Source organism: Roseomonas nitratireducens (genome assembly GCF_017813355.1).
Lineage (GTDB): Bacteria > Pseudomonadota > Alphaproteobacteria > Acetobacterales > Acetobacteraceae > Neoroseomonas > Neoroseomonas nitratireducens.
Window position 1 is genome coordinate 117,189 of record NZ_JAGIYZ010000009.1, and the last position, 17,189, is coordinate 134,377.

At 73.2% G+C, this 17,189-nt stretch carries 15 protein-coding genes; 10 read left to right on the plus strand and 5 right to left on the minus strand.

What is annotated here, in order from left to right; translation table 11 throughout:
• Window positions 1-28 precede the first annotated feature (28 nt).
• From J5Y09_RS11060 to ppdK, 4 genes are read left to right on the plus strand one after another with little or no spacing between them, the layout of a single operon-like run.
• Window positions 29-289, plus strand: coding sequence for a type II toxin-antitoxin system VapB family antitoxin (locus tag J5Y09_RS11060; protein WP_209351809.1), 261 nt, complete (start codon window positions 29-31; stop codon window positions 287-289).
• The gene (locus J5Y09_RS11065) at window positions 286-675 is read left to right on the plus strand and encodes a type II toxin-antitoxin system VapC family toxin (RefSeq protein ID WP_209351810.1); all 390 of its coding nucleotides are present in this window, start codon (window positions 286-288) and stop codon (window positions 673-675) included. Before J5Y09_RS11060 ends, J5Y09_RS11065 begins: the two co-directional genes overlap by 4 nt.
• The gene (glyS, locus tag J5Y09_RS11070) at window positions 675-2,831 is read left to right on the plus strand and encodes a glycine--tRNA ligase subunit beta (RefSeq protein WP_209351811.1); all 2,157 of its coding nucleotides are present in this window, start codon (window positions 675-677) and stop codon (window positions 2,829-2,831) included. Before J5Y09_RS11065 ends, glyS begins: the two co-directional genes overlap by 1 nt.
• A 10-nt stretch (window positions 2,832-2,841) precedes the next feature.
• Window positions 2,842-5,514, plus strand: a complete 2,673-nt coding sequence (gene ppdK, locus J5Y09_RS11075; RefSeq protein WP_209351812.1) for a pyruvate, phosphate dikinase — start codon at window positions 2,842-2,844, stop codon at window positions 5,512-5,514.
• A gap of 155 nt (window positions 5,515-5,669) precedes the next feature.
• On the opposite strand, the gene J5Y09_RS11080 is transcribed toward ppdK, so the two are convergent.
• Genes J5Y09_RS11080 through ygfZ form a run of 3 tightly spaced genes read right to left on the minus strand, consistent with a single transcriptional unit; the run spans window position 5,670 to window position 7,855 of the window.
• On the minus strand, window positions 5,670-6,530 hold the full coding sequence (locus tag J5Y09_RS11080) for a hypothetical protein (RefSeq protein ID WP_209351813.1): 861 nt from the start codon (window positions 6,528-6,530) through the stop codon (window positions 5,670-5,672).
• Between the two features lie 42 nt (window positions 6,531-6,572).
• Window positions 6,573-7,031: a methyltransferase family protein gene (locus J5Y09_RS11085; protein WP_209351814.1), complete on the minus strand. Its 459-nt coding sequence runs from the start codon at window positions 7,029-7,031 to the stop codon at window positions 6,573-6,575.
• Window positions 7,031-7,855: a CAF17-like 4Fe-4S cluster assembly/insertion protein YgfZ gene (ygfZ, locus tag J5Y09_RS11090; RefSeq protein WP_209351815.1), complete on the minus strand. Its 825-nt coding sequence runs from the start codon at window positions 7,853-7,855 to the stop codon at window positions 7,031-7,033. Before ygfZ ends, J5Y09_RS11085 begins: the two co-directional genes overlap by 1 nt.
• A gap of 73 nt (window positions 7,856-7,928) precedes the next feature.
• Between ygfZ and J5Y09_RS11095 the strand changes: the two genes are divergently transcribed.
• The 4 genes from J5Y09_RS11095 to asnB are packed head-to-tail and all read left to right on the plus strand — an operon-like array spanning window position 7,929 to window position 12,418.
• A complete protein-coding gene (locus J5Y09_RS11095; protein WP_209351816.1) occupies window positions 7,929-8,867 on the plus strand; it encodes a glycosyltransferase family 9 protein in 939 nt (312 codons plus the stop codon).
• Complete coding sequence (locus tag J5Y09_RS11100) at window positions 8,864-9,637, plus strand: glycosyltransferase family 2 protein (RefSeq protein ID WP_209351817.1); 774 nt, start codon at window positions 8,864-8,866, stop codon at window positions 9,635-9,637. The genes J5Y09_RS11095 and J5Y09_RS11100 overlap by 4 nt, the downstream gene beginning before the upstream one ends.
• Window positions 9,634-10,656, plus strand: coding sequence for a glycosyltransferase (locus tag J5Y09_RS11105; RefSeq protein WP_209351818.1), 1,023 nt, complete (start codon window positions 9,634-9,636; stop codon window positions 10,654-10,656). Before J5Y09_RS11100 ends, J5Y09_RS11105 begins: the two co-directional genes overlap by 4 nt.
• 4 nt (window positions 10,657-10,660) lie before the next feature.
• The gene (gene asnB / locus J5Y09_RS11110) at window positions 10,661-12,418 is read left to right on the plus strand and encodes an asparagine synthase (glutamine-hydrolyzing) (protein WP_209351819.1); all 1,758 of its coding nucleotides are present in this window, start codon (window positions 10,661-10,663) and stop codon (window positions 12,416-12,418) included.
• A gap of 5 nt (window positions 12,419-12,423) precedes the next feature.
• On the opposite strand, the gene J5Y09_RS11115 is transcribed toward asnB, so the two are convergent.
• Together J5Y09_RS11115 and J5Y09_RS11120 are read right to left on the minus strand one after the other, a co-directional pair.
• A complete protein-coding gene (locus J5Y09_RS11115) occupies window positions 12,424-14,262 on the minus strand; it encodes a putative bifunctional diguanylate cyclase/phosphodiesterase (RefSeq protein ID WP_209351820.1) in 1,839 nt (612 codons plus the stop codon).
• On the minus strand, window positions 14,259-15,086 hold the full coding sequence (locus J5Y09_RS11120) for a substrate-binding domain-containing protein (RefSeq protein ID WP_209351821.1): 828 nt from the start codon (window positions 15,084-15,086) through the stop codon (window positions 14,259-14,261). The genes J5Y09_RS11115 and J5Y09_RS11120 overlap by 4 nt, the downstream gene beginning before the upstream one ends.
• A gap of 97 nt (window positions 15,087-15,183) precedes the next feature.
• On the opposite strand from J5Y09_RS11120, the gene radA reads away from it, so the two are divergent.
• Window positions 15,184-16,590, plus strand: coding sequence for a DNA repair protein RadA (gene radA, locus J5Y09_RS11125; protein ID WP_209351822.1), 1,407 nt, complete (start codon window positions 15,184-15,186; stop codon window positions 16,588-16,590).
• Window positions 16,591-16,621: 31 nt separating this feature from the next.
• A complete protein-coding gene (locus J5Y09_RS11130; protein ID WP_209351823.1) occupies window positions 16,622-17,182 on the plus strand; it encodes a CvpA family protein in 561 nt (186 codons plus the stop codon).
• The last annotated feature ends 7 nt before the right edge of the window (window positions 17,183-17,189 follow it).

Genomic DNA, 17,189 nt, shown 5'->3' on the forward strand with positions numbered 1-17,189 from the left:
ACCACTCGCTTTCTACCATGAGGGTGCCGTGGGCCAGCTGAACATCAAGGACGCGACGCTGATCGCCGAGGCGAAGGAACTCGCGGCGCTGCTCGGCACCACCGCGACCGGCGCGGTGCGCGAGGCGGTGCATGAGCGGCTGGTGCGGGAAAAGGCAGCGCGGGACCAGCGGAAGCAGCGCATGTTCGCCGAGATCATGGCGATCGCCGAAGACGCGTCGAAGCTGTTTCCGCCCGGCACCAGCAGCGACCACAGCGACCTGTACGACGAGAACGGCCTGCCCCGGTGATCCTCGATACGTCAGCCGTGCTGGCCATCCTGCAGAGCGAGCCGGAGGCCGCGGCCTTCGGCGATGCCCTGACGGGCGCCGAGCGCATCGCGATCGCGGCGCCGACGCTGGTCGAACTCGGGATCGTGGCCGAAGGCCGCGCCGGCGAGGCGGTGCGCCCACGGATCGAGCGGCTGTTCCGGTCGATGGCGGTCGAGGTCGTGCCCTTCACCGCCGAGCACGCCGCCCTCGCCTGCGAGGCCTGGCGCCGCTACGGCAAGGGGCGGCATCCGGCGGGGCTCAACCTCGGCGACTGCTTCGCCTATGCGCTCGCCAAGGCGCGCGACGAGGCCCTGCTCTACAAGGGCGATGACTTCGCCCGCACCGACGTGAAGGCTGCGATCTAGTGCCTGACCTGCTGCTCGAACTCTTTTCCGAGGAAATCCCGGCGCGCATGCAGGCGCGCGCGGCGGAGGACCTTTCGCGCCTTTTCGCCGAGCGCTGCGGCGCGCTGCTGGACGGGACGCCGCGCGTCGCCTTCGGCCCGCGCCGCATCGCGCTGGCCGCCACGCTGAAGGCCAGCGTCACCACCGAAGGCAAGGAGGAGCGCGGCCCGCGCATCGGCGCGCCCGACCAGGCGCTGGACGGCTTCCTGCGCAAGCACGGCGCCGCGCGCGACCAGCTGAAGCAGGAAGGCCAGTTCTGGGTGCTGGCCAAGCCGGGCGAGACGGTGGAAGCCCGCGCGCTGGTCGCGGCCGCCATCCCCGCCATCATCCGCGCCTTCCCCTGGCCCAAGTCGATGCGCTGGGGCGGAAGCTCCGCCATGGCCTGGGTGCGGCCGCTCAAGCGCATCCTCTGCGTGCTGGACGGGGAGGTCGTGCCCTTCGACCTCCGCACCGGGGAGGATGACGGGCACGGGCTCGCCTCGGGCAACGAGACCGAGGGCCACCGCGTCATGGCGCCCGGCGCCTTCGCCGTGCGCGGCTTCGCCGACTACGCGGCGGGCCTGCGCGAGCGCCACGTCGTGCTGGACGCGGCAGAGCGCGCGACGATGATCCGCGACGGCATCGCGGCACTCGCCGCGGCCGAGGGGCTGTCCGTCGTGCCCGACGAGGGGCTCGTCGCGGAAGTGGCGGGCCTGGTCGAATGGCCCGTGCCGCTGCTCGGGCGGATCGACGACGGCTTCATGGACCTGCCGCCCGAGGTGATGCGCACGACGATGCGCGTGAACCAGCGCTATTTCGCGCTGCGCCGCGCGGACGGATCCGCCGCGCCGCGCTTCGCGCTGGTGGCGAACATCGCCGCCCCCGATGGCGGCGCGGCGATCGTCGCGGGCAATGAACGCGTGCTGCGCGCGCGGCTGTCCGATGCGCGCTTCTTCTGGGACCTGGACCGCAAGCAGTCGCTCGATTCCTTCCTGCCGAAGCTCGACAGCGTGGTGTTCCACGCGAAGCTGGGCACGCAGGGGCACCGCGTGGCGCGGCTGGAGCGGCTGGCGCGGATCATCGCCGAGAAGCTCGGGGCGGCGCCCGATCTCGCGGCCCGCGCCGCACGGCTCGCCAAGGCCGACCTCGCCTCCGGCATGGTGGGCGAGTTCCCCGAACTGCAGGGGGTGATGGGGCGCTACTACGCGCTGGCGCAGGGCGAGGATCCGCGCGTCGCCGAGGCGATCGCCGCGCATTACCGCCCGCTCGGGGCGGGGGACGAGGTGCCGTCGGAACCGGTCGCGGTCGCGGTGGCGTTGGCGGACAAGCTGGACCAGCTGGCGGGCTTCTTCGCGGTGGACGAGCGCCCGACCGGGTCGGGCGACCCCTTCGCGCTGCGGCGCGCGGCGCTGGGCGTGATCCGGATCGTGCGGGAAAACGGGCTGCGGCTGCCGCTCGCGGATGTGCTGGCGGAGGCCTTCTTCGGCTATCCGCATGCGACCGGGACCACCGCCTCGCCCGATTTCGGCATGGACGTCGCACGCGCGAAGCTGGCCGGCGGCTGGGCGCCCGCGCCGGGCCATCGCCACCCGACGATGGTCGCCGCCTTCGCCGCGGGCATGATGGACTTCATCGCCGAACGCCTGCGCGTGCAGCTGCGCGCGGATGGCGCGCGGCACGACGTCGTGACCGCCGTGTTCGGCGCCGCGCCTGACGACGACCTCAACCGCCTGCTCCGCCGTGCCGATTCCGTCCGCGCCTTCGTCGAATCCGAAGCCGGCGCGAACCTCCTCGCCGCCCATCGCCGCGCCGCGAACATCCTCCGCATCGAGGAAAAGCGCGACGGCCACGCCTTCGACACGGGGTACGAGGCGCACCTGCTGAAGGCGCATGAGGAAGAGGCGCTGGCCGCCGCACTCGAATCCGCCGCCGCGCGCATCGCCCTCGACCTCGACGCCGAGGATTTCGAGCGCGCGATGGACGCGATGGCGACGCTGCGCGCACCGGTCGATGCCTTCTTCGACAAGGTGATCGTCAACGATCCGGCGCCCGAACTCCGCCGCAATCGCCTGAAACTTCTCGCCCGCCTCCGCGCCACGATGGACGCGGTGGCTGATTTCTCGAAGATCGAAGCCTAGGGGTCCCCCGATGACGCAGTGGGTCTACAGCTTTGGCGCCGGCCGCAACGAAGGCCGCGCCGACATGCGCAACCTGCTCGGCGGCAAGGGGGCGAACCTGGCCGAGATGGCCTCGATCGGCCTGCCCGTGCCGCCAGGCTTCACCATCACGACCGAGGTCTGCACCTGGTACTACCAGCATGAACGCCAGTACCCGGGCGAGCTGGAAGCGCAGGTGAAGGCGGGCCTCAAGCACATCGAGGACGCCGTCGGCACCACCTTCGGGGACCATCACAGGCCGCTGCTCGTCTCCGTGCGCTCCGGCGCGCGCGTCTCGATGCCGGGGATGATGGACACGGTGCTGAACCTCGGCCTGAACGACGCAACGGTCGAAGGCCTGGTCACCGCCTCGGGCGACGCGCGCTTCGCCTGGGATTCCTATCGCCGCTTCATCCAGATGTACGGCTCCGTCGTGCTCGGCGTGGATCACCACCGGTTCGAGGAGATCATCGAGCATGTGAAGCTCGATACCGGCAAGATCGAGGACACCGAGCTCACCGCCCCCGAATGGCACCGCGTGGTCGACGGCTACAAGGAGATGGTCCGCGAGGTGACCGGCCGTCCCTTCCCGCAGGACCCGGCGGAACAGCTCTGGGGCGCGATCGGCGCCGTCTTCTCGTCGTGGCAGAACCAGCGCGCCGTCACCTATCGCCGGCTGCACGACATCCCGGCCGAATGGGGCACGGCGGTCAACGTGCAGGCGATGGTCTTCGGCAACATGGGCGAGGATTGCGCGACGGGCGTCTGCTTCACGCGCGACCCGTCCACCGGCGAGAACATCTTCTACGGCGAATACCTGATCAACGCGCAGGGGGAGGACGTCGTCGCCGGCATCCGCACCCCGCAGCCCATGGCGCAGCTCAAGGCCAAGCCGAACGAGCGCAGCATGGAAGTCGCCATGCCCGCCGCCTATGCCGAGCTGGTCAAGGTGCGCGAGACGCTCGAGCGCCACTACCGCGACATGCAGGACATCGAGTTCACGGTGCAGAGCAACAAGCTCTACATGCTGCAGACCCGCAACGGGAAGCGCACCGCGGCCGCCTCGCTCAAGATCGCCGTCGACATGGCGCAGGAAGGCCTGATCGACCACACCGAGGCGGTCAAGCGCGTGAACCCCGCGGCGCTCGACCAGCTGCTGCACCCGACGCTCGACCCCAAGGCGTCGCGCAAGCTGCTGGCCAAGGGTCTGCCCGCCTCCCCGGGTGCCGCGTGCGGCATCGTCGTGTTCAGCGCGGATGAGGCCGAGGCGCGCGCGCAGAAGGGTGAATCCGTCATCCTCGTGCGTATCGAGACCTCCCCCGAGGACATCCACGGCATGCACGCCGCCAAGGGCATCCTGACCACGCGCGGCGGCATGACGAGCCACGCCGCCGTCGTCGCCCGCGGCATGGGCCGGCCCTGCGTCGCCGGCTGCGGCTCCGTCTCGGTCGACTACAACAACCAGGTGCTCTCCTCCGGCGGGGTGCAGATCCGCGGCGGAGAGGTGGTGACGATCGACGGCGGGACGGGAGAGGTCTTCGTCGGCTCCGTCGCCATGATCGAACCCCAGCTCTCGGGCGACTTCGCCACGCTGATGGGCTGGGCGGACAAGGTGCGGCGGCTGAAGGTGCGCGCCAATGCCGAGACGCCGCTCGATGCCGAGACGGCGCGCAAGTTCGGCGCCGAAGGCATCGGGCTCTGCCGCACCGAGCACATGTTCTTCGATCCCGAGCGCATCGGCGCCGTGCGCCAGATGATCATGGCCGAGACCGAGGCCGGGCGCCGCATCGCGCTCGCCCGCCTGCTGCCGTTCCAGCGGCAGGATTTCGTCGACCTGTTCCGCATCATGGCGGGGCTGCCGGTGACGATCCGCCTGCTCGACCCGCCGCTGCACGAATTCCTGCCGCACAGCGACTCCGAGATCGCCGAGGTCGCATCCTCCCTCGGCGCGAATGTCGAGGAGATGCGCCGGCGCGCTCAGGACCTGTCCGAGGCGAACCCGATGCTCGGCCATCGCGGCTGCCGGCTCGGCATCTCCTACCCCGAGATCTACGAGATGCAGGCGCGCGCGATCTTCGAGGCCGCCTGCGCGATCGGCAAGGAAACGCACAAGGCGCCGCATCCGGAGATCATGATCCCCCTCGTCGCCACGCGGCGGGAACTGGAGATCACGCGCGCCCTGGTGGATCGCGTGGCGCAGGAGGTCTTCGCGGAGACCGGGTACCACATCGAATACAGCGTCGGCACGATGATCGAACTGCCGCGCGCCGCGCTGACCGCCGACGCCATCGCGGAATCCGCCGACTTCTTCTCCTTCGGCACCAACGACCTGACGCAGACGACCTTCGGCCTGTCGCGCGACGATGCGGGCAAGTTCCTCCCGCTCTATGTCGAGAAGGGCATCTTCCCGAAGGACCCCTTCGTCTCCATCGACCCGGACGGCGTCGGCGCGCTGGTGCGCATCGCGGCCGAGAAGGGCCGCCGCGTGAAGGGCGACATCAAGCTCGGCATCTGCGGCGAGCATGGCGGCGACCCGTCTTCGATCCATTTCTGCGAGAGCGTCGGGCTCGACTACGTCTCCTGCTCCCCCTACCGCGTGCCGGTCGCGCGCCTGGCGGCGGCGCAGGCGGCGCTGTCCGGCGGCGGGGGCGACCGGACGGCGTGATCGGCTGATCGAAGGCGAGCGCGCGCAGGCGGGCGCGCCCGGCCTGCCGCGCTATCGATCATGTTGAACCGGCGCGACCGGATTTCGTCGCGCTGGATCCGCGGATTGCTGGGCAGGACATGCGATCGGCCCTGCGCGGCCGGTCGGGGGTTGCCTTACCCGGCCGTGCCCGGGCGCCGCGCCATCATGCGGTTGCCCGGCCGCTCGCTCGCATAGGCGACCTCGCCGAAGCTCTGCAGCCGGGCCTCGATGCTCGCGAAGGCGCTGCGTTGCGCCGGGGTCAGCGGCGCGTCGGGCGTCTCCGTCCGGTGCGCGAGGTAGCGGGCCAGCATGCCGCCGCCGCGCCGATGCGCCGCGGCGACCAGCGCGCCCTCGGTCAGCCGGATCTCCCGCCCGTCGAGGCCGGTGATGGTGGTGCCGGCGGCGGCCAGGCTGCCGTTGCGGTCCAGGATCGTCTCCTGCCGCGCGAGGAAGGCGGACATCGCCGCCTCCTGCGCCGCGGGGTTCGCCAGGAAGCTCTCCTCATCCGTCGCGCCGTGGCGCGACGCGGCCTCGGTCCAGGCGCCGGAGGCATCCATCCAGCCGATGTCCCGCAGCGCCAGCGGCAGGATCTGGTAGCGCCCGAGCGCGCCTGAACTCGCATTGCGCAGCCCGTAGCCGTCCCGCGCATGCTCGGCGCTGCGCTCGGCCTCGGCGATGCGCTGGCGGAAATCCGCGTTGGACAGCCCTTCCCAGGGGCGGAGCGCGGGTGCCTGCATCGCGCCGGGGGCGGGGGCGGTGGCGACGGCGACCGCCGGGGTCGGCGTGGGCGCGGGCCCGCGCGCCACGGCGGGCTGCACAACCGGGGCGGGGCGCGCCGCCTGCGCAGGGCCGGGCCTGGCCGGCGGCGTGCTGCGCGCCAGGGTTTCCTTGAAGTCCCGGTGCTTCGGCGCGCGCGTGGCCGGCGCGCGCGTGGCGGGCTGGGCCGGCGAGGGCGCGGCCGGGGCGGCCGTGCGGGGGGCGGTCGCGCTGGTCATGGGCGCGCATCCTGCCCGCGGAAGGTCAACCAGGAGTGAAGATCAGACCCAGCGCCGGACGCGGCCGCGATAGGCGGCGTAGGCATCGCCGAATCGGGCGGCGAGGTAGGCTTCCTCCTTCGCCACGACCAGCCGGTCGAGCGCGAGATGCGCCGCGACCACCGCGATCCAGCCCCACAGGTCCCCCCAGCGCAGCGCGAAACCGGCCAGGGCGAGCAGCAGGCCGAGGTAGATCGGATTGCGGCTGAAGCGGAACGGCCCGGACTCGACCATCGCCTCGTCCGGCCTGTCGGGCCGCGGATCGTTGCCGGCCCGGACGAGCAGGAGCAGCGCCCAGCCGATCAGCGCGAAGGCGCCGAAGATCACGAGCGCGCCGAACTCCGCCAGCGGCGGGCCGAGCGGCACCGGCACGAAGCGGTGCAGGACCCAGGCCGCGACGAGGATGCCGCCAACCAGCACGGGCGGCGGGATGCGCACGCCGGGGCCATGCTCCTCGGCCATCAGGCGTCCTCGCGCGCCGGCAGGCGCATCCAGGCCGGGATGCGCGGCGTCAGCAACGCCTCGCCGCAGCGGAACGGCGCGCGGGCCAGGGCGTCGATGCGCAGCAGCGCGAGGCCTTGCCCGTCGCGGCCCGAGCGCATCTCGCCCGCCTCCGCGCCCGCGGCATCGGCCACGGGCGTGCCGCGCGTCGGCAGCGGTCCCTCGACCGCGACGGGCACTAGGCGCCGCTTCACCAGGCCCCGGTAGCGCGTGCGCGCCGTCAGTTCCTGGCCCATGTAGCAACCCTTGGTCCAGGAGACGCCGTTCAACTCGTCGAAGCCCGCTTCCAGCAGCACCGACTTCTCCCGCTCCAGGTCCTTCGTCCCGTCGGGCAGGCCAAGGGCGAGGCGGTGCAGGTCGTAGGCCTCCGCGGTCGCATCCGCGGGCAGCGGCGCGCGGGCCAGCACGCGCCAGCCGGCCTCGGGCAGGCGAGGGTCGGGCAGCGCCATGTCGCCACCCATCGGCGCCGCGCCCCAGGCGGCATGGACATGCCATTCCTCCGATGCATCCCGCAGCGTCACCTTGGACCGCAGCCGGAACCGGTCGAGCCGCTGGACGAGGTCCGCCACCTGCGCCCGCTCGGCATCCAGCAGGAAGGCCTCCCCGGTCGGACAGACGAAGAAGTCGGCCAGCCACTTGCCCTGCGGCGTCAGCAGCGCGGTCCAGACCGCCTGGCCCGGCACCGCCTGGGTCATGTCGTTGGAGACAAGGCCCTGCAGGAAGGCGGCGCGGTCGGGGCCGGCCACCTCCAGCACGCCGCGGTCGGGAAGATGCGCGAGACTCATGCCCCTTCAGGTGTGCCGCCGGCAGGCCCGGCGCAACCTCCCCCCCGCCCGCGGGCCGTGGTAAGCGCGACGCGTGCGCATCCTGTTCATCACCTCCACCCGGATCGGCGACGCCGTGCTGTCCACCGGGCTGCTCGACCACCTGATGCGCGCCCATCCGGAGGCCCGGTTCACGATCGCCTGCGGCCGCGTGGCCGAAGGCGTGTTCAGCCGCATGCCGGCGCTGGAACGCCTCATTCCCATCGAGAAGAAGCGCTTCGGCCTGCATTGGTTAGGGCTCTGGGCGCAGGTCGCGGGGCGGCGCTGGGACTTGGTGGTGGACCTGCGCGGCTCGGCGATCGCCTGGCTGCTGCTGGCCGGGCGCCGGGCGGTGATGCGCGGCGGGCGGCGGCCCGGCCACCGCCTGCTGCACCTGGCCGAGACGCTCGGCGTCAGCCCCGCACCGCGCCCGGTCGCCTGGTTCGGACCGGCGGACGCCGCGCGGGCCGAGGCCCTGCTGCCGGCCGGCACGCCCTGGCTCGCGCTCGGCCCGACGGCGAACTGGGTCCGCAAGGTCTGGCCGCCGGATCGCTTCGTGACGCTGGCGCGGCTGCTGACCGGCCCTGGCGGCGCGCTGGAAGGCGCGCGCATCGTCATTCTCGGCGGGCCGGGCGAACAGGAACGGGCCATGGCCGCGCCGGTGCTGGCCGCGTTGCCCGAGGCCGCGGACCTGCTCGGCGTGCTCGAGCTGCCGGAGGCCGCCGCCGTGCTGGCCCGCTGTGCGCTGTTCGTGGGCAATGATTCGGGGCTGATGCATCTCTCGGCCGCGACGGGCACGCCCACCATCGGCCTGTTCGGCCCGACGCCGGCGGCCGAATACGCCCCGGTCGGCCTGCGCGCCCAGGCGGTGCTGGCCAAGGGCCCGCCGGGCGCGGCGCCGATGGGCGCGCTTTCGGCCACCCGCGTCGCCGAGGCCGCATCCGCCCTGCTCGCCCGGCCCGACCCGGTGCCGCTCGGGGAGACCGTGGCGTGACCGGGGCGCGCCTGTCTGCCCTCATCGTCGCGCGCAACGAGCAGGACCGCCTGCCCGACTGCCTCGCCTCCGTCGCCTTCGCCGACGAGGTCGTGGTCGTGCTCGACCGCAGCACGGACCGCAGCGCGGAGATCGCCCGCGCGGCCGGCGCCCGCATCGTCGAGGGCGCCTGGGACCTGGAAGGGGATCGGCGCAACACCGGCATCGCCGCCTGCACCGGCGACTGGATCCTGGAAGTCGATGCCGATGAGCGCGTCGACGCCGCGCTCGCGAAGGCCGTGCGCGCGACCATCGCGACGAGCGCCTTCGCCTGGCACCAGGTGCCCGTGGACAACTATGTGGGCGACAGGCTGATCCGCCATGGTTGGGCGGGATCCTTCGGCACCACCTCCGTCCCGCGGCTCTTCCGCCGGGGGGCCAAGCGCTGGCGCGCGCAGCGCGTGCATCCGGGCCTCGACTGGACGGGCGAGGAAGGGCCGAGGATCGCCGAGGGCGCGCTCATCCACCTCGTCGACCGCGACATCTCCGACATGCTGCGCCGGCTCGACAAGTATTCCTCGGCCAAGGCGGCGGACCTGATCGCGAGCGGGAACATCGGCTCGCTGGGGAACAACCTGCGGCGCTTCGTCATGCGCGGCTTCAAGTCCTACGTCTCGCGCAAGGGCTACAGGGAAGGCGCCTGGGGCATCCTGCTCGCCTTCTGCACCGGCGCCTTTCCGCTGCTCTCCTACCTCAAGGCGCGGCTCGAGCCGGGGAAGCACGGCGGATGAAGGTCGCCCAGGTGATGGCCGGCGCGCGGCACGGCGGCGCCGAGGCGTTCTTCGAGCGGCTCTGCCTCGGCCTGCATGCGGCGGGGGAGGATGTGCTGCCGGTGATCCGCCGCGACGACGAACGCGCCGCGCGGCTGCGCGAAGCTGGCCTCGCCCCGGTTGAACTCGGCTTCGGCGGGGCGCTCGACATCCTGACCGGGCCGCGGCTGAAGCGCGCGCTCGCGGGCTTCGCGCCCGATGTCGTCGTCGCCTGGATGAACCGCGCCGCGCGCTTCGCGCCGAAGGGGCCCTGGACGCTCGTCGGGCGCCTCGGCGGCTACTACGACCTCAAATACTACCGCCGCTGCGACCACCTGGCGGGCAACACGCGCGACATCGTGCGCTGGATCGTCGCGCAGGGCTGGCCGGCGGCGCGGGTCCACCACCTGCCGAACTTCGTGGACGACCTCGCGGGCAACGCGCCCGCGCATCTGCCGGGGGCGCAACGCCTGCTCGCCATGGGGCGGCTGCATCGCAACAAGGGCTTCGACGTGGCGCTGCGCGCGCTCGCGCTGCTGCCCGGCGCGCACCTGTCCATCGCCGGGGAGGGGCCGGAGCGCGCGGCGCTCGAATCCCTCGCGCGCGAACTGGGCGTGGCCGACCGCGTTGCCTTCCTCGGCTGGCGGCGCGACGTGGGCGCTCTGCTGGCGGGCTGCGACATCTTCCTCTGCTCCTCCCGCCACGAGCCCCTCGGCAACATCGTGCTGGAAGCCTGGTCCGCCGGGCGGCCGGTCGTCGCGGCCGCGGCGCAGGGTCCGTCCGAGCTGATCGAGGATGGCGAGACCGGACTGCTCGTGCCGCCGGAGGACGCCGCGGCCCTGGCCCAGGCCGTGGGCGCGCTGCTGGCCGACCCGCAGCGCGCCGCGCGAATCGCGCAGGCCGGCCGCGAGGCCTTCGCGCGGGATTTCGCGGAAGCCGCGGTGGTCGCGCGCTGGCGGGGCTTCCTCGCCGCCGTCGCCCCCGCCGCGCGGGCGGCCTGACGCGATGTGCGGGATCGCGGGCCTCGCGCTCAAGCCGGGCATGGCGCCGGAGCCCAAGGTGCTGGAGGCGCTGACGGCCGCCCTCGCCCATCGCGGCCCGGACGGGCATGGGCACCATGTCGCGGGCAATGTCACGCTCGCCCATACGCGGCTCGCCATCATCGACCTCACGACCGGCGACCAACCGCTGTTTGCCGGGCCGGCGGCCCTCGTCGGCAATGGGGAGGTCTACAACTACCGCGAATTGCGCACGGAGAACGCGCTCATCTGCGCGACCGGGTCGGATTGCGAGCCGCCGCTGCACCTGTTCCGCCGCGACGGCGGCGGCTTCGCGGAGACGCTGCGCGGCATGTACGCCATCGCCATCCACGACCGCGCGACGCGGCAGGTGGTGCTAGCGCGCGACCCCTTCGGCATCAAGCCGCTCTATCTTGCCGAAACCGCGGCGGGCATCGCCTTCGCCTCGGAGCCCGCGGCGCTGATCGCGGCGGGGATCGTCGCGCCACGCATCCGGCGCCAGTCGCTCGCGGAACTGCTGCAGATCCAGTTCACCACCGGCGCCGAGACGATCTTCGAGGGCATCACCCGCCTGCTCCCGGGCGAGACGGTGATGATCGCCGACGGCGCGATCGTCGAGCGCCGCCGCCGCGCGGCCCTGCCCGAAGGCGGGCCGGAGGAGATCGGGGAGGATGCGGCGCTCGCGCGCCTCGACGCCGCGCTGGCCGAGAGCGTCGACCTCCACCAGCGCAGCGACGTCCCCTACGGCATGTTCCTCTCGGGCGGGACGGATTCCGCCGCCGTGCTGGCGATGATGGCGCGGCTGAACGAACGCCGCGTGCTCGCCTTCACCGCCGGCTTCGACATCCCAGGCGCGGCCGATGAGCGGGAGGCCGCCGCGCGCGCCGCCGCCGCAGCCGGCGCGCGCCACGTCACCATCGACGTGACGCGGGAGATGGCCTGGCGCCATCTGCCCGAGATCGTCGCCGCCATGGACGACCCGGCGGCCGACTACGCCATCATCCCCACCTGGTTCCTCGCCCGGCGGGCGCGGGAGGAGGTGAAGGTCGTGCTGTCCGGCGAGGGCGGCGACGAGATCTTCGGCGGCTATGGCCGCTACCGCTCGGCCATGAAGCCCTGGTGGCTGGGCGGCAAGGCCATGCGCGCGCATGGCGCCTTCGACCGGCTGGACGTGCTGCGCCAGCCTCCGCGCGGCTGGCGAGACGGGATCGAGGCGGCGGCCGCGGCCGCCGCCACGCCGGGGCGGACGCGGCTGCAGGCGGCGCAGGCGCTCGACGTCGCGGACTGGCTGCCCAACGACCTGCTGACCAAGCTCGACCGCTGCCTGATGGCGCATGGCGTCGAGGGTCGCACGCCCTTCCTCGACCGCGGCATCGCGGCCGCCGCCTTCCGCCTGCCCGATGCGCTGAAGGTGCGCGACGGGCAGGGGAAGTACTTGCTGCGGCAATGGCTCGCGCGGCATTTCCCGGCGAGCGAGCCGTTCCGCAGGAAGCAGGGCTTCACCGTGCCGGTCGGCACCTGGATCGCGCAGGAGGCCGAGCGGCTCGCGCCGCTGGTCGCCGCGCAGCCGGGCGTCGCGGAGGTGGCGAAGCCCGACCGCATCCTGCCCCTGTTCCGCGCCGCCGCCGGCAAGCGCGAAGGCTTCGCCGCCTGGCACCTGCTGTTCCTGGCACTCTGGCACCGCAGGCACGTGGAAGGCGTCCGCCCGGAGGGCGACGTGCTCGCCTTCCTCGGCCGGGGCTGACCGCGCTATTCGGCCGCGACGGCGGGCAGGCGTTCCGCGACAAGCGTGTCGATCGCGCTCGCCGGCACGGGCCTGCCGTAGAGCCAGCCCTGCGCCTCGTCGCAGCCGCGCTCGGCCAGCATCCGGGCCTGTTCCGGCGTCTCCACCCCTTCCGCATTGGCACGGACGCCGAGCGCGCGGGTGATGCCGAGCACCGCGTCCACGATCGCCGCGGCGCGCGGGTCGTCATGCAGGCTCGCGACGAAGGACCGGTCGATCTTGAGCTTGTCGAAGCGGAAGCGCTGGAGGTAGCCGAGCGAGGAATAGCCCGTGCCGAAATCGTCCATCGCGACCGTGACGCCGAGCGCGCGGATCTGCTCGAGCGTGCGCACCGTCGCGTCCGTGTGCGTCAGCAGCACGCCCTCGGTGATCTCGATCTCGAGCCGTTCGGCCGGGAGCCCGGTCTCGGCCAGCGCCCGGGCGACGAGCGTCTCGAAGCCGCCGGCGTGGATCTGGTGCACCGAGACGTTCACCGCGACCTTCACATCCGCCCAGCGGAGCGCGTCGGCGCAGGCGGTGCGCAGCACCCAGGCGCCGATCTCGGGCAGCAGGCCGATCTCCTCGGCCAGCGGGATGAAGGCGTCCGGCCGCACCGCGCCGCGCGTCGGCTGGTTCCAGCGCAGCAGCGCCTCGACGCCCGTCAAGCGGCCGGAGTCGAGCGCGACCTGCGGCTGGTAGTGCAGCGCGAACTCCCCGCGCTTCAGCGCGTTGCGCAGGTCGGCTTCCAGCGCGCGGCGCTCGCGCAGCGCGACGTTCATCTCCTCGGCGAAGAAGCGGAAGATCCCGCGCCCCTCGCGCTTCGCGGAATAGAGCGCGGTGTCGGCATCGGCCAGCAGCGCCTCCGCCCCCGCATGGCTGCGCCCGCGCGCGAGCGCGATCCCCACGGTGACGCCGACCACGACCTGGTGCGGCCCGAGGTCGAAGGGCCGCGAGAGCGCATCGATGATGCGCTGCGCCAGCACCTCCGCGGCGTGGGGATGGTTGGGCGCGGGCTGGACGATGGCGAATTCGTCGCCGCCCAGGCGCGCGACCGTGTCGGTGTCGCGCAGCTCGGCACGCAGCCGCGCGCCGACCTCGCGGAGCAGCGCATCGCCCATCGCGTGGCCGAGCGTGTCGTTCACCTCCTTAAAGCGGTCGAGGTCGAGGCAGAGCAGGGCGACGGCATCGTCCGCGTCCCGCCGCGCATTGGCGAGCGCGAGGCCGAGCCGGTCCATCAGCACCGGCCGGTTGGCGAGGCCGGTCAGCGCATCATGCGTCGCGAGATGCGTCACCTGCCGCATCGCCTCGTCGAGCAGGCGCTCGGGCAGGCGCCGGAAGACCAGGAAGCCGAGCAGCGACAGCAGGCCGCTGACAAGGCCGATCAGCGCCGTGCCCTCGATCAGCTCGAGCAGCGACTTGACGATGACCAGGCGCGCGACCGGTTCGCCGAAGGCGAGCACGTCGCCGGAGACGGAGACGGTCGGCCAGCCGGGCTCGACCCCGCTGCGCAGGATGACCACGCCCTGCCGGTCGAGGAGGATCCGTGCCTCCTCCTCGTCGTCCTGCTCGGCCTTCTGCATCACGGCGGCGATGCGCTCGACCTCGAAGGCCCAGTGCGACGGGTTGCGCACGGCGAGCGCGCCGAGCGCGGCGGAGACGTATTCGAGCTCGACGTCGAGTTCGGTCTGGATGCGCGTGACGGAGGCGCCGAGGAAGGCGAGCGGCGGCAGCAGCGCGAGCAGCAGCGCGATGGTGCGCGCCGCGATCGCGACGCTGCGGTGCAGCCGGGTCGTCAGCCGTCGATGGTCCTTGGCGTCGGTCGTCACGCGGTGGGCTCCACGGGAATATAGGCATGGCGTGCCAGCAGCCCGGCGGCCGACGGGCCGTCGAGATGGGCAAGGAAGGCGGCGATCGGGGCGGGGGCAGGATCCCGCCAGACGAGGTGCAGCGAGAGCGCCGGTCGCCAGGCGCCGGCCGCGAGCGCATCCGGGCTCGGCGCGACGCCGTCGATCGACGGGACGGCCACCGCCGCCGCGTCCGTCGCGACCTGGCCGAGCGTGGTGACGCCGATCGCGCCCGCGATCCCGGCGATGGCGGAGAGGTTTTCCTGCGCGCTCAGCGCGACGAGGCCGGCGCCCGGCCCGGTCGCGCCGAGAACCTGCGCGATCCGCGGAAGCCCTTCCCGCAGCGCGACCCATTCCCGCTCCGTCCGTTCGCGCAGGATGGGCCGGACGGCCGCGCCGCCGGGCCAGGCCCGGTCGCTCCCGGCGAGAAGGCGGCCTGCCGCCTCCGCCGCCAGGGCCGGCACGCCCGCCTCGGCATGGGTGGCGACGACGACCGGCGTGCGGGCGAGCGGACGCATCCGGTACCCCGCGGCCAGCATCGTGGCTGGCGGCGGCTGGGTGGCGATGGCGAGGTCGAGCCGCCCCGCGCGCAGCGCCGCAAGCCCGCCCGCGCTGCCGAGGCTCGGCAGAAGATCGATGCTTGCGCCGCCGGCCCGGGCATGGTCATCCGCCAGGATGCGCAGGATGCCGAGGCCGGAACCGGAACCGCCGCAGGCCGGCGCCGCTGCCCGCGCGGCCGCAGGCATCAGCGTGATGGCAACGAAGCCAGCCAGGGTCCGTCGGCCAAGGCCGAGCGGATGGTTCACGAGTGATCTCATTGCGAAATGAGATCATATGCCGGTGAACGAATGCTGAAGCGCCGACATTTGCCGACCTGCCAGCCGGATGGGACCTGATCGAGCGATGGCCAAGGACAAGACCCGCTTCGTCTGCCAGGCCTGCGGCGCCGCCCACCCGAAATGGCAGGGGCGCTGCGAGGCCTGCGGCGAATGGAATTCGCTGGCCGAGGAAGCCCCCGCCCCGCGCGGCCCGGGGCCCGCCGCCAAGGCGGCCGGCGGGCGGCGCGTGGAATTCGTGGGGCTCAAGGGGGAAAGCGCACCCCCCGCGCGCATCCCGACCGGCATCGCGGAACTCGACCGCGTGCTCGGCGGCGGGCTGGTGCCGGCCTCGGCCGTGCTGGTCGGCGGCGACCCCGGCATCGGCAAGTCCACGATCCTGCTGCAGGCGGCCGCGCGCGTCGCCGCCGCGGGGCGCCGCGTGCTGTATGTGAGCGGGGAGGAAGCGGTCGAGCAGGTCCGCCTGCGCGCCGCGCGGCTGGGGCTGACCGAGAGCCCGATGGCGCTGGCCGCCGCGACCGCGCTGCGCGACATCGTCGCGAGCCTCGAACAGGAACGCGACGCGGCGCTGGTCGTGATCGATTCGATCCAGACCGTCTGGCTGGATGCGCTCGAATCCGCGCCGGGCACGGTGGCGCAGGTGCGCGCCTGCGCGGCGGAACTGATCCGGCTGGCCAAGGCGCGCGGCTTCGCCATCGTGCTGGTCGGGCATGTGACGAAGGAAGGCACGCTCGCCGGGCCCCGCGTGCTGGAGCACATGGTCGACGCGACGCTCTATTTCGAAGGCGACCGCGGCCACCAGTTCCGCATCCTGCGCGCGGTGAAGAACCGCTTCGGCGCGACGGACGAGATCGGCGTCTTCGAGATGACGGGAACGGGGCTGGTCGAGGTGGCCAACCCCTCCGCGCTGTTCCTCGCGGAACGGCGGGGCAATGTCTCGGGCAGCGCGGTCTTCGCGGGCATCGAGGGCACGCGGCCCGTGCTGGTCGAGGTGCAGGCGCTGCTCTCCCCTTCCTCCGGCGGCTCCCCGCGCCGGCAGGTGGTGGGGTGGGATTCGGGGCGGCTGTCGATGCTGCTCGCGGTGCTGGAGGCGCGCTGCGGCATGTCGCTCGGCCAGAACGACGTCTACCTCAACATCGCCGGCGGGCTGCGCATCGCGGAACCCGCCGCGGACCTGGCCGTCGCCGCGGCGCTCGTCTCGGCCGCGACGGACCGGCCGACCGATTCCGGCGCTGTCTATTTCGGGGAGGTCGGGCTGTCGGGCGAGGTCCGGCAGGTTGCCCAGGCCGAGGCCAGGCTGCGGGAAGCGGCCAAGCTCGGCTTCACGGCGGCCACCCTGCCCCGCCGGCCGGCGCGCGGCGGCAAGGCCCCCGCCCCGCCGCAGGGCATCGCCCTGGCCGAGACGGGGCACCTCGCGGACCTCGTCGCGGGCTTTGCGGAAAAGTCGGTGCGGCCGCGCCGGGGGGGCGGGTGACGCCGGCGGGGGGCGCTGCTACAGGGCGGCCATGACCTGGGTCGATGGTGCCTTCGCGGCGGTGGTCGTCATCTCGGCGGCCATCGCCTTCTTTCGCGGGCTGGTGCGGGAAGTGCTGAGCCTCGGCGCCTGGGCGGGCGCCGCAGGCGGGGCCTTCCTGGCGAGGCCCCATCTGCAGCCCTACACCTCCCAATGGCTGGACCCGCCGATGCTGGCCGACGCGGTCGGCGCCGGCGCGGTGTTCCTCGTGCTGCTCGTGATCCTGAAGCTGGTCACCAACGCGATCGCCGACCGGGTGCAGGATTCGGCGCTGGGCGGACTCGACCGCGTGCTCGGCCTCGTCTTCGGTGCGGCACGGGGTGCGGTGCTGCTGGTGATTGCCTATATCCTCGCGGGGATGTTCGCTCCCGAGACCCAGGCATGGCCAGGCGCGGTCAAGGAAGCGCGCAGCCTGCCGCTGATCGCCGAGGCGGCGCGGCGGTCCATCGCCCACGTGCCGGAACCCTATCGCCCCCGGCTCGTCGAACCCCCCGGTGCCGCCGGGCCCACCGTCGACGACCTGCTGCGCCCCCCCGCGCGCAGCCCGAATTGAGGACCGC

Coding starts and splice junctions, on each gene's coding strand:
- asnB (WP_209351819.1), top strand. CDS start 10,661: ATGTGCGGGATCGCGGGCCTCGCGCTCAAGCCGGGCATGGCGCCGGAG.
- J5Y09_RS11105 (WP_209351818.1), top strand. CDS start 9,634: ATGAAGGTCGCCCAGGTGATGGCCGGCGCGCGGCACGGCGGCGCCGAG.
- ppdK (WP_209351812.1), top strand. CDS start 2,842: ATGACGCAGTGGGTCTACAGCTTTGGCGCCGGCCGCAACGAAGGCCGC.
- ygfZ (WP_209351815.1), bottom strand. CDS start 7,855: ATGAGTCTCGCGCATCTTCCCGACCGCGGCGTGCTGGAGGTGGCCGGC.
- J5Y09_RS11085 (WP_209351814.1), bottom strand. CDS start 7,031: ATGGCCGAGGAGCATGGCCCCGGCGTGCGCATCCCGCCGCCCGTGCTG.
- J5Y09_RS11130 (WP_209351823.1), top strand. CDS start 16,622: ATGACCTGGGTCGATGGTGCCTTCGCGGCGGTGGTCGTCATCTCGGCG.
- radA (WP_209351822.1), top strand. CDS start 15,184: ATGGCCAAGGACAAGACCCGCTTCGTCTGCCAGGCCTGCGGCGCCGCC.
- J5Y09_RS11080 (WP_209351813.1), bottom strand. CDS start 6,530: ATGACCAGCGCGACCGCCCCCCGCACGGCCGCCCCGGCCGCGCCCTCG.